This window comes from Ochrobactrum sp. P6BSIII (assembly GCF_014138065.1).
In the GTDB taxonomy this organism is placed as follows: domain Bacteria; phylum Pseudomonadota; class Alphaproteobacteria; order Rhizobiales; family Rhizobiaceae; genus Brucella.
This window is the reverse complement of record NZ_JACGXB010000016.1, coordinates 91,131-114,508: the sequence shown is the minus strand read 5'-3', so window position 1 is coordinate 114,508 and position 23,378 is coordinate 91,131. Positions and strand designations below refer to the sequence as shown.

Below are 23,378 nucleotides of genomic sequence, written 5' to 3'. Positions count from 1 at the left end.
CCTTTAGCTCCGGAGCGCAGCGTCGATTGCCGCCGATACCCGGTCGACGATCAGGTCCACCTCTTCAGGCTGAACGATATAGGGTGGCGCCAGCAGAACATGGTCGCCGCGAATACCGTCAATCGTGCCGCCCATCGGGTAGCATAGCAGCCCACGCTCCATGGCCTCGCGCTTGATCTTCGCGTGCAACTTCCTGGCGGGGTCGAAAGGCTCCTTGGTTTCCCTGTCAGCCACAATCTCGATCCCGCGGAACAGCCCTCGTCCCCGAATGTCGCCTACATGAGCGTTCTGCCCAAGTGCGGCCTCAAGACCGGCCTGCAACCGGTCGCCCATACGGACGACATTGTCGATGATGTCGGTCTGCGACAGGATTTCGACGACCTTGTCAGCGGCAGCGACCGCGACAGGATGGCCGATATAGGTATGGCCGTGCTGGAACATGCCGGACCCGTCGGCAAAAGCGCGATAGATCCGCTCGGACAGAAGAACCGCGCCTATCGGCTGATAGCCGCCTCCCAGGCCTTTCGCGATCGTGACAAGATCGGGAACAATGCCTTCCTGCTCAAACGCGAAAAGCGTACCCGTGCGCCCCATGCCGCACATGACTTCGTCAAGGATAAGCAAGACACCGTATTTGTCGCAAACGGCGCGGATTTTCTTGAAATAATCGGCGACCGGGCCAACCGCACCCAGCGTTGCGCCCACAACCGGCTCGGCAACGAAAGCAATGACTTCATCTACGCCGAGTTCAATGATTTTGGCTTCGAGTTCCGCTGCCAGACGCGTCGCATAATCCGCCCCATCTTCCTGCGCGCCCTGATCGCGATAGGAATAACAGGGAGATACGTGGTGGGTCTCGGGCAGGATGGGCTGGAACTGCGCGCGACGCCACGCATTGCCGCCCGTCGCGAGCGCACCGATCGTGTTGCCGTGATAGCTCTGGCGCCGCGCGATGATATGGCGACGCTGGGGCTGTCCGGTTTCGACGAAAAACTGGCGGGCCATTTTCAAAGCAGCCTCGACCGCTTCGGACCCACCCGAGACAAAATAAACACGATCCAGCCCGCCCGGCGTTGCAGCGACAAGACGATCAGCAAGAGATTCAGCCGCATCGGTCGTGAAGAACGATGTATGCGCATAGCTGATGCGATCGATCTGCGCCTTCATGGCAGCAGCGACTTCCGCATTGCCGTGACCGAGACAACTGACGGCAGCTCCGCCCGACCCGTCGATGTAGCTGCGCCCTTCACTGTCCGTGATATAGATGCCCTGTCCGGCTACAGCCCTTGGCAAACTGGCGCTGATGGAACGGTGGAGAATTCTTGTCATGTATCGCTCGATTGTTCTTAAAAGACTTTCATCGGTCTGCGTTTCGACACATTTGTTGCAGGCTTTGCCCGGGATTGCAACAATTGTTTTATTGTCTGTTTTTTAGGCACAAACGTATTTTATATGCATTTATGAAACATTCAGTTCGTCCTGGCGGCCTCGAAAAAAGCGACATAACTTTCCGAAATTATTTGACTTTTTTCTCGACACCATTGAATTCTGTCGAACCCTATCGGACGAAAGACGATACAAATGTTGCAAGAAGACCCTCTGCGGGCACGCATCATTGCTCGCTTTGACGAAATGTCACATCAGCTCCAGCAGGCTGCACGATACATCCTGGAACATCCACAGGATGTTGCACTCGTGTCCATGCGAGAGCTGGCCCGCAATGCAGGCGTGCAGCCTTCGACGATCACGCGCCTGACCAAATTCCTAGGCCTGAACAGCTATGAGGAAATACGCTCCCACCATGCTCAAGTCATCCGCATCAGCGCAGACGGTTTCGCCGCCCGTGCGCTTCAAAACAACGTTGACGACTCAAGCGCGGGCACTAACGACCTTGCTCGCCGTATGCTTCATGGGCTGTCAGACCAGATCGCCCGGCTCTGTGAGCCGCAATCTCTCAGACAACTGAACGCCACAGCCGACTACCTTTTGAAGGCGCGTCGCGTCTATGTACTCGGACTGCGATCCTGCCATTCCGTCGCCTGGAACTTTCATTACGTGATGACATTGCTCGGCGACAAAACCATCCATCTGGACGGCCCCGCCGGAACTGGCGGCGACGCACTCATGCGCGCGACATCCGACGACGCCCTGTTTGTCATCTCGATCAATCCTTACGCCTTGCAGACCCTGGAACTTGCCGCAGTAGCCCGGCAAAAAGGCATGTCGATTGTGGCCATCACCGACAGCGAAGTTTCGCCGCTGGTCTCAATCGCGAATCAGAGCGTACTGATTTCCACCGAGAGCCAAACCTTCTTTCATACATTGACCCCTGCGCTGGCCGTTTCCGAAGTGCTATGTGGTCTTCTGGCCAACCGCAACCGCTCCCAATCTGTGGAAGCCCTGACAAATGCGGACCGCTATCTGCAGTCGTTGAACATCTATTCGAGCACGATTCCACGCCGAAAAATATAGAGCGTTTCCGGTTAAAACAGAAAGGTTGGAGCCGCTCTATCCCGTCGCCCAAACAGCAACATGTCGGATGACTAACCGGCAACTCGACAATCTGGTTAATAGCGCCTGATGGATCAAAACGGATGAGTTTCGGGGCACAATCCCGAGCTACTGGCCATTCTGACACCGGCATGATCCAGTGCGTTAAAGGAGATCGACGCGCAAAGCTCCTTGCCCGAACAGGTCAAGATCGTGCTCAAGCGTAGGCTGGCCAGCGGCAAGCCGGAACTGGCCGATGTGGCGGACGCGTTGGGGTTCAGCGAGCGAACTCTCCAAAGGCGTATTGCCGAGGCTGGCACCTCATTCCGGCACCTGCTGGAAGCCTCGCGGCAGGAACTGGGTCGTGACATGCTGGCCAGTGGTGTCAATGGTACTGAGGAAATCGCTTATCTGCTCGGTTATCAGGACACCAGCTCATTCTATCGCGCCTTCCGCGAATGGGAAGGCGTCACCCCAAGCCAATGGCGCGAGGACAATGTCGGTCGTGGAGATGGGTCATTTAAGTCACGAAGGTTATAGCATTTCGAGTGTCCGCTTACCCCTTCTCTGGCGTTAATCCAGGATAAGCGCTGCCTTAACCGAACGCCCCGCTTGATCGGCCCGGTTCGGCAGCGATGGACAATTAGAAAATCACGTTACAAAAGGCATGATATCAATGCCATCGCCTGGAAACACCGTAATATGCGGATGATCCTGAAATAGCATTGCCGCAGCGTCCGCAGTTTCAGCTTCCACCACCAGATAACCGCAAAAAGGATTTTTGGCTTCCGCTATCCCCTGCTTGGTCACACGCGTTGTCTTCCCCACCATGCCGCCGCGATCAAGGATAGCCGCAGCGTTGCGTTCTTCCCATGCCATCCATTGTGCTATTCCCTTCGCATCGACCGTATCCTGCTCTGCTTTTGACAGGCGTCGAAAGGATGCGAGGTCTTCAGAATTAATCGTATAAACAGCTAGAAATCTAGGCATCGACGTTTCTCCCTCAGCTTTTAAACACCGTCAGTTTAGCGTCACTGCGTCGAAAATCACATCTTATCGCTCGTCGAGACCATGCGGATGCGAGAGCGGCCCCGTCCCTCCTCCCAGCCATGGCGGTGCGATAATCTGTTCACAAGCAGACGTTGCCATTTCGCGCAATGACCGCCGTGATATTCTTTTTTTGGCAAGCGAGGACGCTCTGGTGCGGGAATTAAGACTTTGAGACCTTGTCAACGCAATTACGGCTCGGCAGAGCGCTTTTGGGGTTTATGACCCGATTTTCAGTAAACGGGGCAAATTCGGTGTCTGGGACCTTCTTTCTGATTCCAAGTCAAGAACACGCGCGTCCGGTTCCCAGCACATTTAACGGACTGCGATTGCAGATTGCCAGTCAAGAATCGTAACGCATTCTCCTGTTCGTTTAGCTGTGATGGGCGCGCAGTCATACTTCGACTGCAAAAATGTTACGATTCTCCAGCGACCGCCGATCGTCTAACAGCATGAGACGTCGCATTGCATTCTTCGCTTACAGACAGGTGTTGTGAGGCCGAAAATAGCCGCATCAGGAATTTGCTTTTCTTAAAGGAAAGCATTCGACCAATTGGCACGGATTTACCTTTTCATTCAACAAACTGACTAACAGCGCGAATGATGTCCGGCTTCCTGCCAATTTAAGAGACGGCTTGTTTGGCCTATCCCCGGATTGAAGGTGTTGGTGGGGTCTAGGTCCCGATAAAACTGCTTGAGGCATTCCTCAGCCTCATACATATGCCCCACATTATGTTCAGCGGGGTACTTCGCTCCGCGTTGCTCCAGCAGGGCAAGAATGTCCTTTTTCAAAGCCTGGCAATCCTGCCCCTTCTTGACCAGATATTCTTGATGCAGAACGTGGCAGAAGAAGTGGCCGCAGTACATGGTGACATCGATTTTCTTTTCGATTTCGGCAGGCAGACGTTCGAACCAGTCGAGCGCGTTGCGCGGCAAGGCAATGTCGAGGGCTACGATATCTTCCACTGTCTTTGCATGAACAGCGCGATACCGAACTACCGACCCGCCGACAGCAAACCGATTGAGGAAAGCCGCCTTGCCTTCTTCGTCGGTGCACTCAAAGTAATTTCCATGTGAGGTTGGAAAGCGTTCGGCCAGATAGCGGCGCGCTTCATCGATACCCTCGTTTCCCATTTTCAAAAGCAGGTGATGTTCGTAACCATCTCGGAAACTGTTGAGCCTGGTTGGCAGATGATCGGGTAACAGACCGGTTACGAATTGCAAGATGCGATCGCTGATTGCGCTGCCGAGACGAAGCTTTTCTGTTATGCCGTCAAAACGACTTTTGATGCCGAAAGCCAAGGGTATCTTGTCTGTACCAAAAGCTTGAAGGAATAGGAATAGGTCCTTGCCGTAGCGTCGTGACAGATCATAAGCTGAGCGATGCATATATTCGCCCGCGACGGGGAGATTTTCAAAGGTTGAAAGCATATCGCGACGAATGCTTTCCAATTCTCCTGGATCGTTGGAACCGATGTAGAAAACCTGTGTCTTGTCGTCAGCTTGGAATGTGTCGATCCGCAATGCGAATACTGCAAGCTTGCCTGCCGATCCCGAGGCCTCATAGAGCCTACGTGGATCGGCGTTGTAACGCGCCGGCGTGGTGGCCGAAATATCGCGCACATGATTGCAATATTCGTGATCCGAGGCACAAAGATTCGAGGATTGGTCTACGTTGGCAGCAGGAATATCACCTTTATCCAGTCTGCTCAGTATTTCCTCAGCTGTTTTCCCCAGATCGATGCCCAGATGATTGACCAGTTTTAAATCGCCATTGGCATCAATTCGGGCGAACAGGGCAAGTTGCGTATAGGCTGGTCCACGTCTTATCAGTGACCCGCCAGAATTATTGCATATTCCACCAGTAACTGAAGCACCGATACAACTAGAGCCGATCACCGAATGCGGCTCTCTTCCGACGGGACGCAGTGACTTTTCAAGCTGATCAAGAGTGACGCCGGGTTGCGAAATGACTTGCGCGCCCTCGGCGATAAGATCAAGGCGGCGTAGGCGCATCGTATTGATGATGACAACTTGCCGATCGTAGCCTTTCGGTACCGGCGTGGAACCGCCGGTCAGTCCGGTATTTGCGGCCTGACAAATGATAATCGTTCCCGCCTTGTGGCATGCTTCAAGCACATGCCACATCTCCAGAAGCGTGCCCGGACGCACGACTGCAAGAGCCTTGCCTCCACCATACCGATATCCCTGGCGAAAGCGCCGGGTTTGCGTATCGCCGATCAAGACATGGTGACGACCGACGATATGGCGGAGTTTTGCGACGAGATCAGGCATGTTTGTTTAGTTCCTGCAGGCAGTATTGAGGCCGGTCAAGCGAAGTAGCGCACCCTGATTGCATCGATGGCAACAGCGATAAAGATCATGAAGCCGCCAATCATGCCGACATAAAAGGAGGGTATATTGATGATCGCCAGTCCGACCTGAATGACGGTAAGAAGCAGAACGCCTCCAAGAATCCCAACCACGTTTCCCCGTCCGCCGAAAACGCTGACGCCACCGATGATCGGTGCTGCGATTGCATAAAGAAGATAGCTGGAGCCCTGGTTCGAAGTGATCGCCATCTGCCACGAGGCAAGTAGGAATCCAGCCACACCTGCTAGGAAGCCGGAGATCGTATAGGCAATAATCTTGATACGGTCCACGCGAATACCTGCGGAATTGGATGCCTGCGGGTTACCGCCAACTGCGTAGATGGAACGTCCAAGAATGGTCATGCGTAGCAGGACGCCGATCGCGATCAGAGCGACAACGAAAATCAACGGCATAACGGGCCATCCGGCAACCGATGCCTGACCGATCCAGACATATCCGTCGGACAGATTTGTCAGGGTCTTGCCTTGCGTCAGCGCCAGGAGCGCGCCTTGCAGGATGATCATCATCGATAGCGTCTGGATGAGCGAGACCATTCGCAGCTTGGTGATACAAAGGCCATTGAAGAAGCCAATGAGCGTTGCAACCGCGACACCAACCAGCATAGCGGGAAACCAGGGCATTCCGAGATTGGAATAGGCCAGTGCTCCAATTGCAGACGAAAATCCGAGATTAGCTGGGATCGACAGGTCAATCTCCGCCACGAGCAGCGGGAGGGCTACGGCCAGTCCCAGCATTCCGAGAACCGTCGCCTGCACCGTGATGTTTTGCATGTTCATCACGGTCAGAAAGAACTCATTGAACAGCCCGAAACCGAGGACTAGCGCCACCAGCCAGATCCACACCACATTGTGCAGAACCCAGCCGACGATTTTATGTGTCGCTTTTTCGTTAGGTTTGACCTCTTTGGCCGCGGTGGCTGTCATGACAGTGCTCATTTCTCTTATTCCTTTACCGATGTTGCGCTCACGCCTGTGAAAGGCGGCGCAGATTGTCGGTGGTGATGTCGTCGCCGGTCACGATCTCCTCGATGGAGCCTTGGCGGAATACGCAGACACGGTCGACTGCGCGCACCAATTCGTCCGTATCGGTCGAGACAATGATAACGCTGACGCCCTTGTTGCTGAGTTCATCGATGATGCGCAAAACGTCCTGCTTGACGCCGACATCGATACCACGTGTCGGCTCGTCGAGGATAAGAAGCCTTGGTTGTGTCGCAAGAACACGACCGAGGCATACTTTCTGCTGGTTACCACCGCTCAACGTATCCACTGCTGCGGCAGCGCTTTGCGCCTTTATACCCATACTGGAGAAATATCCGTCGCAAAGACGCGCTTCCTGGTCGCGTTTGACAAAACCCAGGAACGCACGCCGATCGAGTGAGGACAGTGCGATGTTTTCAGCGATCGATAAATGGCCAACAACGCCATCCTTGCGCCGATCGTCGGACAGATAGGCGACACCCTTGCTGAAAGCTGCCTTTGGATGCTGCGGTAGACTTTCCTGTGGTCCACCGTCAAAACTGATCGTTCCAGCCTTCGCACGGTTGAGGCCGAATATCGCCCGCGCAAGTTCTTTTGCGCCGGCACCTGGCAAGCCGGTAAAACCGACGATCTCGCCTGGCCGGATATCAAGTTCATCGAGATCGACATGATGGGCGATAACACCGCGCAGACTGATTGCCGACGTTTGAGAACCGAAGATTTTGCGCTCGCGCTGAAACAGGTCGAGGCCGCGCCCGAGCACCAGTTCGGATAGTTGCTCGGACGTCATCGCCTGCACATCCTGGCTGCCACCGGCAAGAAAGCCGTCGCGCAGGACGGAAACCGCATCGCAGATTTCGAGAATCTCGTCATTATAATGCGAGATGAAAATGAAGGTGACGCCTTCGCTCTTCAACTGACGCATGAAATCGAACAGTTGCCTGCGGTCGGGAACGGTAAGGGCGGCAGTCGGTTCATCGAGGATGATGACTTTACCGCCTGAGAACATGGCGCGCAGGATATTGAGCTTGCGCCTTGCAACGGCGTTGAGCCTGCCGGCATTGACGGTTGGATCAATTCCCGAATCTTTCAACATTCGTGCGGCATCTGTCTTCAGCTTCTTCCAACGCACAAAGCCGCCTCGGGAAGGCCAAATGCCTAGCATCAGATTCTCGGCGGCAGAGATGTGATCGATAATCATAGGCTCTTGCGTGACCAGAAACACGCCGGCTTCTTCCATGGCCTTAACGTCTGCGCCATGCACCGGTTTATCATCGAGATAGATCGTTCCGCTGCTGGGTGCGCGCTGCCCAGAGATGATACCAACTAGCGTGCTTTTGCCGGCGCCGTTTTCGCCGAGCAGTCCGTGGATACTGCCGCGATTAATATCGAGGCTAACGGAGCGCAACGCCGTAAAGGTTCCATATCGTTTGGTAACGTTGTCGACACGCAAGGCAATGTTGCTTTTGCCAGCATCCTTTTCGCGCCCATTTGTCTGGATATTTGTCATGATACTCCTCCGCCGCCTGCGACCGCACGCCAATCAAATGCGAAACGACGCCCACCCTTGTTGCGCGGGCGTCGTATGTCACGATCAGGTATAAGGAACGCCCCATTCCTTTTCTGCGACGTAGCCCCAGTGGCGCTTGTCGGCAGCATTGTCGCCATTGATGACGAAAGGTGGAATGATGAGGGTTGGACCGGTATCACCCTTGACGATCTCGCCCTTCTCCCAAAAATATTTCTTATTTTCATACGCGCCAAGCGGCACTTCCTCGCCCTTCATTGCGTGCTTTTCCAAGAGTTCCACGGCAATCTCACCATAGGCAATAGGGTCTTGTGACACGCAGGCGTCCATGTAACCGTCCTGAATGCCTCTGACTGCAACCGGCTCGCCATCGATGGTGACGAAAATCACGTGGCCTTCCTCACCGACCTTTTTCCAGCGATTCTTTTGCTGCAGGGCAGTTGTGATGCCGCGTGCGGGCGAGTCGCTGGGAGCATGAACGGCATCAAGATCGGGATGTTCGGAAAGCGTCGACAACGTTACGGAAAGCATTTGATCAAGCTGACCTTCGGTGGGTCGGCTGATATAGGTTATGTCAGGATACTTGGCGAATTCGGCGTCCATTCCTTCCTTGCGTTGACGCCAGGCGACGCTCGCAAGTGCTCCATAGCAATTGAGGACCTTGCCGCGCGGGCTACCGTGCTTTTTGGTCAACCGATCGATGATCTCGCGTGCGGCCATGACACCGCCCTGATAGTTGTCGAAGCTGACGGTGATAGCGACATCCCCGCCATCTGCAGGCGTATCGATGATGGCGACGGGTATCTTTTTCTGATTGTAGCGGCGGATCGCGCTCACGATCGCCTGGCTATCAATCGGATCGGCAACCAGACCGACAGGCTGGGACAGCATCAGGCTCTGCCATTGTTCGAGCTGCTTTGTATTGTCGAAATTGGCATTGGTTGCCTGGAACGACCATTTGCGGCTTTCGACAGCACGCTTTACCGCCTCTTCCTCGATAACGAAAAAATAGTAGTCAAGACTTTTGTTGCTGAACGGCAGAAAGACGCGGTCTTGCGCGAATGCCTCGCGGCCGGCAAATGCCGCCGCTCCAAGTGCGAGCCCCCCTACCAGAACGTGGCGCCGGTTGAGTTTAAGATCGATACCCATATTCACCTCCCAAAGTGCATTTATATAGTTTCACTACATGTGCAGCAAGCTTGTCAAGCTGATTCAGAAAAATTCAGGTTAAACGGCACCTCCCAGACCGAAGAATCGTCATCTTATGCCAATTTTCGGCGCAAATTAGGATTATCTGGAGCCCAGACAGGATCCAGCCACATCAGTCCATTTGAAGTTTTACTAGATTATCGCAACTTGACGTAGGATGTGCCGTCGAAACAACCGACCACCATACCGGCGGATTCTCTTGTAAACAGGCCATTTTCGACGACGCCGGGTATGCGGTTGAGTTCAGTTTCGAGGGGAGCCGGTTTGGTGATCGCGCCACATTTGCAATCAAGGATGAAATTGCCGCTATCGGTTACCACAGGCTGACCGTCACTCATGCGGCGGGCGATCTCGGCAGTAATTCCATGTTCGTGCAAAATGCGATCCACCATCCGCTCAGTCTGTTTCCACGCAAACTGCACAACCTCCACGGGGAGAGGAAAGCCCCCGAGCGTGTCGACGATTTTTGTTTCATCGCAAACCGTAATCATCTGCTTTGATGCATGTGCGATGATCTTTTCCCACAAGAGGCACGCACCGCCGCCCTTGATCATGTTGAACTGGCGGTCGATCTCGTCCGGCCCATCGATGGTGAGATCGATCTCGCCAATTTCGTTTGGATCCGTAATGGCGATACCCACTTCCCGCGCGACATCGATTGTCGAACGTGACGTTGTGGTGCAGGTCAGCTTCATGCCATCGGCCACATATTTCCCCAGCTCACGCACAAAGAAATGCGAGGTGGTTCCCGATCCAAGGCCAAGCTTCATGCCGTCTCGCACAAATTCTTCAATGACCCGGCGGCCTGCGACTTTCTTGGCTTCATTCTGCTCTGCGGACATTTGTCTTTCCTGCCGATTGGCCGGAGCCGTGATGGACGACTGCGGCGGTTGTTTAGATCATTAGTCCCGTATCTTGTCTGTCAGCCAGGAATCGAGGGCTGGCAGTTGATCGGGAAATTCGCTGCCGCTTGACACTGCAATTGCCGTGACGAGCATATTGACGACGAGATGATGATTGAGGCGCGATGCGAGCGGTGTCATCAACTCGGTCTGATCGTAGGGACGAACGGCAATCAGCGCGTCCGTGACACGGGCGAGCGGACTTTCGGCTGCGGTGATCGACACGACACGCGCGCCCCCTGCTCTTGCTGCAATGGCCAGCTCCACCATCTGCTTGGTGTGACCAGACTGCGAAAAGATCAGCGCGACTTCGTGCGGTCGCGAACCTTCGACATGCATCCACTGCTTCTTGCGCCCCATGACCGCCGCACACCGCATGCCGAGGCGCTGGAACTTGTGTTCGGCATCAATCGCTGTGACTTCAGAAATACCGCTGGCGTAGATACCGGTCCATGCGGCATCGCGCAAAAGCAGGGCAGCCTGTTCAACCTGCTGGGGAATGAGATCCTCGAGAGCACGCTGGATGGCGTTGAGGGAATTGCGACAGGTCTTGCGGACAATATTCTCTATGCCGTCATTGGGGATGATCTGTTCATAGGCGAAGGGTGCAGAAGGAACGAGGCTTTGTGCCAGATGCAGCTTGAAATCCTGATAGCCATCGAAACCGAATCGGCGGCAAAAGCGCATGATGGTCGGATCACTGACCGAACAGCGCTCGGACAATTTGGCCATGCTCATATGAATGACCTCGCCTGGAGACGTGCTCACAAATTCGGCGATACGCCGTTCGGCGGCCCCCATGCCGTCTGTTTCATGGAATATGCGCTGTAACAGGCTAACCGTCATGAAATTGGTTCCTTCGTCGTCCCACTATTTAATGTGAACGATACTCCATGAGATCGGCGATACGCGCAAGCCGTTGATGCGGCTCGACATTTACATCCGCTCCACCGCCCCACGGCACGACGAAGAAAGTGGCCCCCGCGCCCTCCGCCGTCGCCTTGTCGACATTGGTGTCGCCGACATAGGCCCAGTTGGCACCGTTAAGATTCATGCGCTCGACAACGGCGCGCAGATGGCCAGGATCGGGCTTGCAGGCTGGCACCGCGTCTGCACCAAGCGCCACCTCGATGAGGCGATCGAGCTCGAGGATTTTCAAAATTTCCTGAGTCAAGGCGTGGGGCTTGTTGGTGCAGATGCCCAACCTAAAACCGGCAGCATGCAGGCTTTGCAGATCTTCGCGAACGTGGCTGAAGAAACGTGTCTTCTCGGCTGGGTTGCGATGATAGTTTTCAATATAGCTTTGAACCGCAGCATCCACGGTTGCATCGTCAAAGGGCAGGCCCTGATCAATGAATATGTCCTTCAACAAGCGGCGTGGACCATTGCCGATAAAGGTTTCGACATATTCGACGGATAGTGCTGGCCAGCCCTTGGACACCATATAGACATTCACCGCTGCGGTGATGTCCGGCGCACTATCGATCAGCGTTCCATCCAGATCGAAGATCAAAGCTGAATATTGTTTCATAACTCGAAAAATCCTTTGGTTGGACCTGTTCGACGGTCAGCCAGCAAAAACGGGATCGCCGAGAGCGTGGAAGCTCCGGGAGAGTGCAGGATAAAGCCCTCGATAGATTTCATGTGCCCTGTGATAGACGGCACTATCAGCACGATCAGCCTTCTGACACGTCAATACGCGCAAGATGCCAGCTGCCTCAGTCGTGTCCTTCCATACGCCCACTCCCACTCCCGCCACCAGTGCCGCGCCAAAAGCCCCGCCTTCCGCAGCACCTTCTGTCGTCACCACATCACAACCGAACATGTCGGCCTGAATTTGTCGCCACAATAGTGATCGGGCGCCGCCGCCAGATGCCTTGATCACCCGGCCCACGATCCCCATAGATTTCATCAGCGCATGCATGTCATAAAAGGCGTGAACAACGCCTTCCATGACACTACGCGAGACATCGCCAAGTGTGTGGCGTGCTGTGAGACCGATGAGGGCACCGCGTGCTGCGGGATCTGGATGCGGACAACGTTCACCGTTGAGATAAGGCAGGAATAATAGTCCGCGCGCACCTGGAGTGCTGGAGGCAGCAGCTTTTGCTACCGCATCGAAGGTAAGATCGTCACCATGCCCGGTATCGGCAAGGATTGACCGGAACCAACCCATTGCTCCGCCCGCACTCAGGGATACGCCCATGGCATGCCATTTTGCAGGGGCGACATTGCAGAACATCTGGATGCGACCGTCCGCGCTTGGAACGGGCTTATCCAGGGCCGCTGCCAGAATACCAGCAGTACCGATTGTTGTTTGCAACTGACCGGGTTCGATCACGCCTGAACCAATGGTCTGAATGACACTGTCGCCGCCGCCGCCCGCTACAGGTACCCCTACCGGAAGCCCGAAGAGTGCTGCGCCAGATGCGTTGATGCGACCGGAAATCTCATGAGATTCATGGCAGTCCGGTAAGAAAGAAGGGTCAATATCGAGCGTCTCGATCAGCCCCGATGCCCATTTGCGCTGTTGCACATCGAAAAGCCCGGTGCCAGACGCATCCGATACTTCCGTTGCGAGTTCTCCCGTCAAAACCAGGCGCAGATAATCTTTGGGGTTGAGCACATGATGCAGTTTTGCAAAGAGATCCGGCTCATGATTTTTCATCCAGACGATTTTGCCCCCGGTATAACCGACCAGCATGCGATTGCCAGTCTGGCCGATCAGAGCATCCAGCCCGCCAGCCTTTGCTGTGATTTCCTCCACTTCAGCAGCGTTGCGCTGATCGTTCCACAAAATTGCCGGACGCAGAATTTTTCTATTTTCGTCAAGCGGTGTAAGGCCATGCATTTGACCCGAAAGGCCGACACAGAGAAGTTCAATCTCCGGGCACTGCGCCATCACGCTTGCCACTGCCTTGCGCGCACCCTCAATCCAAAGGGCGGGATCTTGTTCGGTCCAACCGGCACGAGGCTGCGACAGCGCGTAGGTGGCGGTGCTGGAGGCCAGAATATCGCCTTCGACGGACACTAGCAGCGCTTTGCAGCCCGAAGTTCCGATGTCGATACCTAGAAGTGCGGACGTCATGAAGTCAGGCTCCGACGCCGTGATGCAGGCGGATATGCTTGAAATTGAAATATTCCAGCAAGCCTTCCCGGCCATGCTCATAGCCGATGCCGCTTTGCTTACGACCTCCATAAGGCGCGTTCATGATACCCGCGTCGACATTGTTGATGGCGACATTACCGTAATCAAGGTCGCTTGATAGCCGATAGATCTCCTGCAAGTCGCGCGCATAGACATAAGATGCAAGCCCATAAGGCGTATCATTTGCTAGGGCCGCAGCCTCTTCCAGCCCGTCGAAAGGCGCCACACCGACAAGCGGACCAAAGGTTTCCTCACTCATGACCTTCATTTCATGAGTACAGTCGGCGACAATGGTTGGGCAAAAGAAGAACCCCCTGGCAAATTTTTCACCTTCCGGCGCCTTGCCGCCGGCGAGGAGCCTTGCACCTTTTTGCAATGCATCAGCCAGGTGCTCGCGCGTTTTTTCAAGGGGCGCAAGCGAAGCCATGGACCCAATATCGGCAGCCGGTTCGAGCAGACCGTCGCCGATGGTCAATGCGTTGGCGGCAACCGCGAATTTTTCGAGAAAAGTCTCGTACAGCGGGCGCGCCACATAGATACGATTAATTGCAATGCAAATCTGCCCCATATTGCGGAAGGAACGGCGCACGGCCCCCTTCACTGCCGCATCAATGTCGGCGCTGGCGGCTATGATGAGCGGACAATTGCCACCAAGCTCCAATGAAAGGCGCTTTACGGTTGGACAGGACTTCTGGATATGAAGGCCAACCGCGCTTGAGCCGGTAAAGGCGATCTTGTCAACGTCAGGATGCTCGACGAGTGCCTGGCCAACGAGCGAGCCCTTGCCGGTTAAGACATTGACGACGCCTGCTGGCATCCTGGCCTCCGTCACCTTTTCAGCAATGGCCAGGGCGGTAAAGGGTGTGATTTCTGCCGGCTTGATGATGATCGTGCAACCAGCAGCAAGGCTTGCGCAAAGTTTCCACCCAACAAGCTCAGCAGGATAATTCCAGGGTGTAATTGCACCGACCACGCCGATCGGTTCGCGGATGACCTGGCTTTGATAACCGTTCTGATCGTTGGGTACGATTTCGCCCAGGACGCGCACCGCCTCCTCGCCATAAAAGTGGCAGGCTTCGGCCAGTTTGAGGATTTCGCCTTTGGCTTCATTGAGCGGTTTGCCCTGTTCCAGCGTCATGATCTGGGCCATGCGCGGGGCATCGGCGGATATCAGGTCGCCGAGCCTGTGGAGAGCTTGTGACCGCTCCCTGGCCGGAACCTTGGACCAAGAACGAAATGCAACCCGCGCGCTGGCGACTGCCTGCTCGATTTCTTCGGGCGTCGTTGCCGCAATCTGCCCAATGACTTCGCCACGCGCCGGATTCTCGACGTCGATACGCGCGCCGCGTCCTTCTATGAATTTTCCGTCGATGAACAGCTTGCCATCAAGCCGCGATAGGATCGCATCGGTCATGATTTTCTCCACCCAATTCCGAGCCGTCAACGTTCACAAGGATCGTTGATATAGCATAACTACATATCGCGTTGTGTCTGGTTTGCCAATCCGAAAAAAGAGACCGGCGGCAGGAAAACATTTTAGGTGACAAAAACAGTTAAATATAGTGACTTTCCAACGATATTCGCTGTGGATTCCGGTCGAAGTCGGCAAGGATGTCCGCAGCAAAGGCTGATTACACCTTGACGAAACAGTAACAAACTAAATAGTTTTACTACATATAAGGAGGAGAAGCATGCTTCCCGATTCTCATGAAAAGGCCCGCCTGGTCGGGCGTGTATGGCGCGCCGATCTGTCAGCGCCCAGTGTCGTCATCATTCGCGATGGTGAAGTGATTGATGTCACAAACTCGGTGATCTCAGTTAGCGACTTCCTCGACAATGATCCCGCAGTACGCTTTGATGGTCTACAGGGCGAAAAGCTCGGCAAGCCTGATGATTTCGTTCTTTCTCCGTACGAAACTGGTTACGGATCACCTCGCCATTCATGGCTTGCCCCTTGTGATTTCCAGGCGCTTAAGGCATGTGGGGTCACTTTTGCGCAAAGCATGATCGAGCGCGTCATCGATGAGCGGACGTCAGGCGACCCGGCAAAAGCCGACGCGATCCGCAAGCGCATCGGTGAACTGATCGGCGGAAGCCTGTCCAACATACGCGCTGGCTCTGAGCAGGCAGTTGAGGTAAAGACTGCCTTGGAGAAAGAAGGGCTTTGGTCGCAATATCTTGAAGTGGGTATTGGACCTGACGCTGAGGTCTTCACCAAATCGCAGCCCATGTCTGCCGTTGGCCATGGCGCGCAAGTCGGCGTCAACCGGATTTCGAAGTGGAACAACCCCGAACCCGAAATCGTGCTCGCGGTAGACAAAAACGGCAATATACGTGGCGCTACACTTGGAAATGACGTCAATCTGCGCGACGTTGAAGGTCGATCAGCGCTCCTCCTCGGCAAGGCCAAGGATAATAATGCTTCCTGCGCCATCGGCCCGTTCATTCGCCTGTTTGACGCTGGATTTACGCTCGGTGACATTGAGATTGCAACACTTGAACTGTCCGTCAAAGGAGAAGACGGCTTTGAAATGTCAGGGCGCTCCAATATGGCCGAGATCAGCCGGAGACCTGCCGATCTGGTCGCACAGACCATCAATGCCAGCCATCAATATCCTGATGGATTCCTGCTATTTTTGGGAACCATGTTTGCTCCCACGCAGGATCGTGCGGAAAAAGGCAGCGGCTTCACCCACAAGGAAGGTGACGTCGTCGAGATTTCGACGCCAACGCTTGGAACCCTGCGCAATGTGGTCACGACGTCGGACAAGGCGCGTCCATGGGCTTACGGTATGCGCTCGCTGATGCGGGACATGGCCAAACGCGGTTTGATTTAGGAACGGCAGAACAAAATGTCCTATCGTGCAAGAATGGATTTGAGCGGTCGGCTGGCACTGGTAACAGGATCCGGTCAGGGAATAGGTGCAGCATGTGCGCAGGCACTGGCGCAAACCGGGGCGACGGTGGTCTGCACGGATATTGATCTGTCACGCGCCGAAACCACCGCGGGAGAAATCGGTGGGTCTGCAACCGCCCGGCAGCTCGATGTTACTGACAGCGTTCAGTTGAACGCGCTGGCGAATGACTTACCGCCGCTTGACGTGCTCGTCTGCAATGCAGGTATCGTCAACAATGTCGCTGCTGAAGACATGACCGATGATCAATGGGATCGTGTCATTGAGGTCAATCTCAGTGGCGTATTCCGCACCTGTCGGGCCTTTGGACGTCGAATGCTGGAAAATGGCAAGGGTTCGATCATCAATATCGGTTCGATGTCGGCACATATCGTCAATGTACCGCAGCCACAGTGTCACTACAACGCCTCGAAAGCCGGGGTACACCACCTCACACGCTCGCTCGCAGTCGAATGGGCCAAACGAGGTGTCAGGGTAAATGCGGTTGCGCCAACCTATATCGAAACGCCATTGTTGCATGGACTTGAAAATCAGCCGGGGCTGGTTGAGCGCTGGCTCGACCTGACCCCCACTGGTCGCATGGGCAAACCGGAGGAGATCGCCTCCATCGTCCAGTTCCTTGCCTCAGACGCCTCAAGCCTGATGACTGGCTCGATTGTCACTGCAGACGCTGGCTATACAAGTATCTAGGATTAACATGGCTCTCGCACTTGTTCTGGAAAAGACACGCGAACTGGCTTTGCGCGATATCGATATCGATTTGACGCTTGGCGATTGCGATGTGCGCATCGCGATGGATGTCGTTGGCATATGTGGCAGCGATGTTCACTATTATCGGCATGGCAGCATCGGTCCATTCATCGTTAAGAAACCGATGATCCTCGGCCATGAGGGAGCTGGCACTGTCATTGCCTGTGGTGCAAATGTTCACAATCTTACGGTGGGCGACCGGGTCTGCGTTGAGCCGGGCGTCCCTGATTTTGCGAGCCGGCCGAGCCGCATCGGACTTTATAATCTTGATCCGTCCCTCACTTTCTGGGCCACTCCGCCGGTTCACGGATGTCTGACACCAGACGTCGTGCACCCGGCAAACTTGACTTATAAACTGCCCGACAATGTCTCTTTCGCCGAAGGCGCAATGATCGAACCTTTGGCGGTGGGCCTGCAGGCGGTTCATAAGACGGGCGTGGCGGCTGGCGATGTCGCTCTTGTCCTCGGAGCGGGCCCGATCGGCATTCTTGTGGCGCTCAGCGCATTGTCCGCCGGGTGTTCGCGCGTCCTGATCTTCGATCCTGCGTCACAAAAGCTCGATATTGCTGCTTGCTATACAGGCATCCAGCCACTTCATGCAGGTGATGGTTCCATGAGGGACCAGGTTCGATGTCTGACCGATGGCTGGGGCGTCGATATTGTCTATGAATGCTCAGGCGCTGCCAAAGCATTTGATGGCATTGCCGATTGCATTCGTCCAGGGGGTACATTGGCTTGTGTGGGCATGCCTGAAAAAGCGGTACCTATCGATATCGTCTCATTGCAGGTCAAGGAAATCCGACTCGTCACAGTCTTTCGCTACGCAAATGTCTATGAACGCGCCATTGCGTTGTTGGGTGAAGGCAAGATTGATGTGAAGCCAATGATCTCTGCGACATATGACTTCAAGGATAGCGTTGCAGCATTCAAGCGGGCGGATATGGCTCATCCGACGGATGTGAAAATACAGATCGCAATGCGGTGATTGCTACGGAAAGGAATTGAGATGAGCTGGAAACCCCATGGACAACACCTGATAGCTGGCAAGTGGGTTGCGGGGGAGACAACGTTCGCTTCAACACCGGCAACAGGCCCATCGCATGAATTCGCGGTTGGTACGCCCGCTCTGGTAGCGCGCGCCTGCGAAGCAGCGGAAGACGCCTTCTGGACCTATGGTTATACAAGCCGCGAAGAACGCGCCCTCTTCCTCGAAGCTATTGCCGACGAAATTGAAGCCCGTGCTGCGGCCATCACAGAAATCGGCACGCAGGAAACCGGCCTGCCGACCGGCCGTCTTGAAGGCGAGCGCGGACGCACCACCGGCCAGTTGCGCCTTTTTGCCAATCATATTCGCAAGGCCGATTATCTCGACCGTCGCGTCGATGAGGCCCTGCCCGACCGCAAGCCTGCAGCGCGTCCGGAAATCCGCCTGATGCAGCGCCCGATCGGCCCGGTCGCCGTTTTCGGCGCCTCCAACTTTCCGCTCGCTTTCTCGACTGCGGGCGGTGACACCGCAGCCGCCCTTGCCGCGGGCTGCCCGGTGGTTGTGAAGGGCCATTCCGCCCATCCTGGCACCGGCGAAATCGTCGCTGACGCCATTCAGGCCGCCATTGCCAAGACCGGCATGCCGAAGGGCGTGTTCAGCCTCATTCAGGGCGGTGACCGCAAGGTCGGCGAAGCACTCGTCACGCATCCGCTCATCAAGGCAGTCGGCTTTACCGGTTCGCTCGGCGGTGGTCGCGCTCTGTTCAATCTGTGCGCACAGCGTCCGGAACCGATTCCTTTCTTCGGCGAGCTTGGCTCGGTCAATCCGATGTTCCTGCTGCCGGAAGCCATGAAGGCACGCGCCTCGTCGCTCGGCGAAGGCTGGGCTGGATCGTTGACCATGGGTGCCGGTCAGTTCTGCACCAATCCGGGCATCGCCGTGGTTATCGATGGTTCGGAAGCCGACAGCTTTGTGCAGTCAACCCGCAACGCTCTGGAAAAGGTTGCGCCGCAGGTCATGCTGACCGATGGTATCGCCAAGGCCTATCAGAACGGTAAGGCGCATTTCGACAGCCGCAACTCCGTCAAGCCGGTGCTGACCACCGAAAGCAAGGGCCGTGAAGCCTCACCCAATCTCTATGAGACGACCGGGGAAGCTTTCCTTGGCGACCATACCATCGGTGAGGAAGTGTTCGGTCCGCTGGGCGTTGTCGTTCGCGTCAAGTCGGTCGATGACATGGTGCATCTGGCCAAGGGCTTTGAAGGCCAGCTGACCGCTACCCTGCATATGGACAAGGACGACGCCGCAGACGCGCGCAAGCTTTTGCCGGTTCTTGAGCGCAAGGCCGGACGCGTTCTGGCCAACGGTTTCCCGACCGGCGTGGAAGTGGTTGATTCGATGGTTCATGGCGGCCCCTACCCGGCCAGCACCAATTTCGGTGCAACCAGCGTCGGAACCATGTCCATCCGTCGCTTCCTGCGCCCCGTCAGCTACCAGAACATCCCTGCCGATGTGCTGCCTGCTGACCTTGCCTAGGTGTTTGGTCCCAGCCTCTGGTGGATGAATTCTTCGCCTGGCTCACGGCCCAGGCAATGCGCGTCTCGCGCAAATCCGACTTGGGCCAGGCATTGAACTACATGCTCCGACGTTAAGACGGCTTCCGGCTGTTCCTGGACGACGGCAATGTCGACATAGATTCCAACCTGGTCGAAATTGCCATCCGCAGCCCGGCCATGAACCGTCGTAATGCGCTTTTTGCGGGTCACGATGAAGGTGGCCGCAATTGGGCCCGGTTCGCCAATCTCATCGGCACTTGCAAGATGAACGACGTCGAGCCCTATGCCTATCTGCGCGATCTCTTCACCAGCTTCGCCAACGGTCACCCCGTCAGAAACATCGACGCCCTGATGCCGTGGGCATATGCACGCCGATTGAATGAGAGCAAAATTTGCTCATTTGTGAGTAACATATACGCTCATTCATCGAATGATCGAAACCTCAAAAGTTCAAGCGCAAACCCAAAATCAATGGGGCAGAGACGGCGCATACTGATTAACGTAGATTTGAACGCTTAATATATCTTGCCTAACAAAGATAATTTATTTATTCACAAGGACACAGCGGCATACACATCTTTGTCATTATAACGCTTTTCGATCGACAATCTCACGTTGTCACCCGGTTTTGTTTTATTTGCCCCAAAACAGATCACAATCGGCCCACAATCGAGCTTCACAAGACAAGTGGTTATGGGCATTTTTGCTCTGAAATACTGCTCCGTGCTTACGTGTATAGATGTTTGTGCCAGAATGGTGCCTCTGTCACTCGTCTCGGTCCATTTAAGACTACCCGACAGACAATTGACGCAAGCGTCCCGCGCCGGATACTGAAATTCATAACATTCCAAGCACCTTTGCAGTTGGAAGCTTTTCTGTCTAACGCCTGCATCCTGCATCTCGGTTGTACTGCATGTGGTGGATACCGGATGTGTCATTGCCCCATCCCTTCAAGGATTGCGGCTCCCGAGCATAGCCCGCGATCATAGTTGATCATTCCAAAGCCAGATATCAGCGCGCGGCGCGCGCCCTTCACCTGATTGGTGAGAGCTGTACCGGTAAGCTGACGAAGAGCTTCAACAATGCCCATATGTCCTCCCGCAGCCCCAGCCTGGCCCACCGATAACTGTCCGCCCGATGTGTTGTGTGGAAAATCACCGCCAACAGTCATTACGTGAGATCGCACAAATTCCTTGGCTTCACCTTTTTGGCAAAAACCCAGATCTTCAAGCTGCATCATTACAATAACTGGATAGTCGTCGTAGGTCTGAACCAGATCCATATCCGATGGACTACAGGACGCCATTGCCCACAGTTCTTCACGGTCAAGGGCCCATCCTCCCCGCTCCTGGATAGGGTCTTCAGAAAAGGCATTGTGCCGTTCGATTGCGGAGCGAAGATGGACATACTCCAATCCTTGAGCCAACGCCGCCTCTTCACGCATAACCAGAAAAGCCTCAGCACCCGCACAGGGCATAACACAGTCGAAAAGGCAGATAGGGTCAGCTATCATACGAGAATTCAGATAATCATCCAGGCTTAATGGCTTTTTCATCAGCGCATGCGGATAGCGAAGCGCATTTTCCCGTTGAGACACACTGATCTTGCCGAAGTCCTCACGAGTTGCCCCGAACTTGCGCATGTAGTGGTCTGTAAGAAAAGCAAAACTGCCATTCGGCCCCGCCGCACCATAGGGATAAACCGCGTCTTGCGAAAACCGCGAGAAGTTTCGCACCAAGTCACGAAAACCATCGCGTGGATTGGTGTCACCAGCGACACAAGCGACAATATCAGCGTCACCAGATTGAACAGCACGTGCAGCCCTTCGCAAACTCACAACACCGCTCGCGCCGCCCATCGGCACATGATCAAGCCATCGCGTACAAAAGCCGAAGTGCTGGGTCAGCGCGACAGCACTGTCCGGTCCAAGTGAAAAACTTGCAACGGACAATCCATCGACAGCAGCTTTTGCGAAACTAGACTGTTCCAGAAGAAGGCGAAGAGCCCGTCCAATCCAGTAATGAGCCGTCCGGTCCGAAAAGCGTTCGTAAGGCACACTTACCGGCGTAGCCAGCACTACACCTTTATAATCCAGACGCCGCGACATCAGCCCGTAGTCCTCTCAACTGAGGCATTCTGCACCTCTATGGACCCAGAAGATGTTTCCTTCGAAAAGACAACAGCGATAACGGATATAAGTCCGAGCCCGACCAGGAAAAGCGAGACGGGCCAAGAGGCCTGAAAACTCGCAAGCAACGCAGTCGCGATCAGTGGCGACATTCCACCGGCGAATACTGACGCAATTTCATGTCCTAGAGCAACGCCTGTGTAACGAACTTCTGGATCGAACAATTCGGAAAAGAAGGCCGGCATGGTGCCCACCATCGCCGCGTGACAAATAGCATTCCCGATCAGAAAGGCGAGGAGAATCATCGGAGTTGAAAGTGTGTCGATAAGCCAGAAGAATGGAAATGCAACACAGATAATACCAATGGCACCGAACATGAACACGGGACGTCTTCCGATCTTGTCCGATAGATGTCCAAAGAAAACCATCGCACCAAGAGCAACTGTCATGGACAAAATGACACCCAACAACATCGTGCCCTGGTCTGCACCCACAAACTTTCCATAAGCCAGCGCGAACGCCAAAAAAATATAGGAACCCCCATTTTCGGCCACGCGTAACCCCATGGCGAGTAGCACTTCGCGCGGATGCCGACATAAGACTTCCTTGATTGGCAAATGAGTTTCGGCCTCTGTTTTCCTTTCCGTCTGCGCCTGCTCAAATTCCGCACTATCCGGTAGATTGGAGCGAATATAGATCCCAAGAGCGAATATGATGATGCTGGCCAGAAATGGAACGCGCCAGCCCCAGCTGAGGAACGCCTCCTGGGGAAGCAGTTGCGCGAAATAAATCGCACCCGCGGAAAGGACAAATCCCGCGGCAACGCCGACCTGGCTCCAGGCCGAGTAGAGGCCTCGTTGCTCGGGAGGAGCATTCTCGCTGATAATTAATACGCCTCCGCCCCATTCACCGCCCGCAGCGATTCCCTGCAAAAGGCGGAGGAAAACAAGAAGTGCCGGGGCCCAAATGCCGATCTGGTCGTAAGTTGGCAGCAATCCAATGCAGAACGTTGCAGCACCCATAATGCAAAGAGTAAGCACAAGAGCAAATTTGCGCCCCAACCGGTCCCCGATATGTCCAAAGACAATCCCGCCAAACGGGCGCGCGGCAAAACCGACCGCAAAGCCGGCAAATGCTGCAAGCGTGCCGGTAAGCGGATCTGTGCCGGCCGGGAAAAACAGTTTGCTAAAAACAAGAGCTGCGGCTGTGCCGTACAGGAAAAAATCGTACCATTCCAGCGCGTTCCCCGCGACTGAAGCGGCCACAATTTTACGCATCTGTGACTTCGACGGCCTCTTGTGTTGAATATTTTTATGCGTAGAGACAGACATTGTTGTTCCCCTTGT

At 54.9% G+C, this 23,378-nt stretch carries 20 protein-coding genes and 1 pseudogene; 7 read left to right on the top strand and 14 right to left on the bottom strand.

Annotated elements, in window-relative coordinates; translation table 11 throughout:
- Positions 1-3: 3 nt before the first annotated feature.
- A complete protein-coding gene (locus FHW00_RS20110) occupies positions 4-1,329 on the bottom strand; it encodes an aspartate aminotransferase family protein (RefSeq protein ID WP_078341192.1) in 1,326 nt (441 codons plus the stop codon).
- A 252-nt stretch (positions 1,330-1,581) separates the two neighbouring features.
- Here FHW00_RS20110 and FHW00_RS20105 point away from each other — a divergent pair, with 252 nt between their 5' ends.
- Positions 1,582-2,472, top strand: coding sequence for a MurR/RpiR family transcriptional regulator (locus tag FHW00_RS20105; RefSeq protein ID WP_078341191.1), 891 nt, complete (start codon positions 1,582-1,584; stop codon positions 2,470-2,472).
- A gap of 231 nt (positions 2,473-2,703) precedes the next feature.
- Positions 2,704-3,030, top strand: a complete 327-nt coding sequence (locus tag FHW00_RS20100; protein WP_445558024.1) for a helix-turn-helix transcriptional regulator — start codon at positions 2,704-2,706, stop codon at positions 3,028-3,030.
- Positions 3,031-3,141: 111 nt separating this feature from the next.
- Here FHW00_RS20100 and FHW00_RS20095 read toward each other — a convergent pair whose 3' ends face one another.
- From FHW00_RS20095 to FHW00_RS20050, 10 genes are all read right to left on the bottom strand, one after another.
- Positions 3,142-3,480, bottom strand: coding sequence for a hypothetical protein (locus FHW00_RS20095; RefSeq protein WP_078341190.1), 339 nt, complete (start codon positions 3,478-3,480; stop codon positions 3,142-3,144).
- 645 nt (positions 3,481-4,125) lie between these two features.
- A complete protein-coding gene (gene dld / locus FHW00_RS20090; RefSeq protein WP_078341189.1) occupies positions 4,126-5,832 on the bottom strand; it encodes a D-lactate dehydrogenase in 1,707 nt (568 codons plus the stop codon).
- Between the two features lie 35 nt (positions 5,833-5,867).
- Positions 5,868-6,854 carry an ABC transporter permease gene (locus FHW00_RS20085; protein ID WP_445558023.1) on the bottom strand — a complete coding sequence of 329 codons (987 nt, stop codon included), beginning with the start codon at positions 6,852-6,854 and terminating at the stop codon, positions 5,868-5,870.
- 40 nt (positions 6,855-6,894) lie between these two features.
- On the bottom strand, positions 6,895-8,421 hold the full coding sequence (locus FHW00_RS20080) for a sugar ABC transporter ATP-binding protein (RefSeq protein WP_078341187.1): 1,527 nt from the start codon (positions 8,419-8,421) through the stop codon (positions 6,895-6,897).
- An 84-nt stretch (positions 8,422-8,505) separates the two neighbouring features.
- Positions 8,506-9,588, bottom strand: coding sequence for a sugar ABC transporter substrate-binding protein (locus FHW00_RS20075; RefSeq protein WP_078341186.1), 1,083 nt, complete (start codon positions 9,586-9,588; stop codon positions 8,506-8,508).
- A 197-nt stretch (positions 9,589-9,785) separates the two neighbouring features.
- Entirely contained in the window at positions 9,786-10,490 is a 705-nt protein-coding gene (rpiA, locus tag FHW00_RS20070; protein ID WP_078341185.1) for a ribose 5-phosphate isomerase A, read from the bottom strand.
- A 60-nt stretch (positions 10,491-10,550) separates the two neighbouring features.
- Positions 10,551-11,396: a MurR/RpiR family transcriptional regulator gene (locus FHW00_RS20065; protein ID WP_078341184.1), complete on the bottom strand. Its 846-nt coding sequence runs from the start codon at positions 11,394-11,396 to the stop codon at positions 10,551-10,553.
- Between the two features lie 28 nt (positions 11,397-11,424).
- The gene (locus tag FHW00_RS20060) at positions 11,425-12,081 is read right to left on the bottom strand and encodes an HAD-IA family hydrolase (protein WP_078341183.1); all 657 of its coding nucleotides are present in this window, start codon (positions 12,079-12,081) and stop codon (positions 11,425-11,427) included.
- Between the two features lie 36 nt (positions 12,082-12,117).
- On the bottom strand, positions 12,118-13,638 hold the full coding sequence (gene xylB / locus FHW00_RS20055; RefSeq protein ID WP_078341182.1) for a xylulokinase: 1,521 nt from the start codon (positions 13,636-13,638) through the stop codon (positions 12,118-12,120).
- 4 nt (positions 13,639-13,642) lie between these two features.
- A complete protein-coding gene (locus FHW00_RS20050) occupies positions 13,643-15,112 on the bottom strand; it encodes an aldehyde dehydrogenase family protein (RefSeq protein WP_078341181.1) in 1,470 nt (489 codons plus the stop codon).
- 277 nt (positions 15,113-15,389) lie between these two features.
- Between FHW00_RS20050 and FHW00_RS20045 the strand changes: the two genes are divergently transcribed.
- The 5 genes and pseudogenes from FHW00_RS20045 to FHW00_RS20025 form a co-directional block, all read left to right on the top strand.
- Entirely contained in the window at positions 15,390-16,535 is a 1,146-nt protein-coding gene (locus tag FHW00_RS20045) for a fumarylacetoacetate hydrolase family protein (protein WP_078341180.1), read from the top strand.
- A gap of 15 nt (positions 16,536-16,550) precedes the next feature.
- Positions 16,551-17,303, top strand: a complete 753-nt coding sequence (locus FHW00_RS20040; protein ID WP_078341179.1) for an SDR family NAD(P)-dependent oxidoreductase — start codon at positions 16,551-16,553, stop codon at positions 17,301-17,303.
- A gap of 7 nt (positions 17,304-17,310) precedes the next feature.
- Positions 17,311-18,348 carry an NAD(P)-dependent alcohol dehydrogenase gene (locus tag FHW00_RS20035; protein WP_078341178.1) on the top strand — a complete coding sequence of 346 codons (1,038 nt, stop codon included), beginning with the start codon at positions 17,311-17,313 and terminating at the stop codon, positions 18,346-18,348.
- Positions 18,349-18,369: 21 nt separating this feature from the next.
- Entirely contained in the window at positions 18,370-19,884 is a 1,515-nt protein-coding gene (locus tag FHW00_RS20030; protein WP_182514687.1) for an aldehyde dehydrogenase (NADP(+)), read from the top strand.
- 8 nt (positions 19,885-19,892) lie between these two features.
- Positions 19,893-20,294 (top strand): annotated as a pseudogene (locus tag FHW00_RS20025) (IS66 family transposase); the annotation flags it as partial.
- Between the two features lie 161 nt (positions 20,295-20,455).
- Here the strand turns inward: FHW00_RS20025 and FHW00_RS20020 are convergent.
- Genes FHW00_RS20020 through FHW00_RS20010 form a run of 3 tightly spaced genes read right to left on the bottom strand, consistent with a single transcriptional unit; the run spans position 20,456 to position 23,363 of the window.
- On the bottom strand, positions 20,456-20,803 hold the full coding sequence (locus tag FHW00_RS20020) for a Zn-ribbon domain-containing OB-fold protein (RefSeq protein WP_445557984.1): 348 nt from the start codon (positions 20,801-20,803) through the stop codon (positions 20,456-20,458).
- Positions 20,804-20,838: 35 nt separating this feature from the next.
- The gene (locus FHW00_RS20015; protein WP_078340294.1) at positions 20,839-22,011 is read right to left on the bottom strand and encodes a thiolase family protein; all 1,173 of its coding nucleotides are present in this window, start codon (positions 22,009-22,011) and stop codon (positions 20,839-20,841) included.
- Entirely contained in the window at positions 22,011-23,363 is a 1,353-nt protein-coding gene (locus FHW00_RS20010) for an MFS transporter (protein ID WP_078340293.1), read from the bottom strand. Before FHW00_RS20010 ends, FHW00_RS20015 begins: the two co-directional genes overlap by 1 nt.
- Positions 23,364-23,378 lie beyond the last annotated feature (15 nt).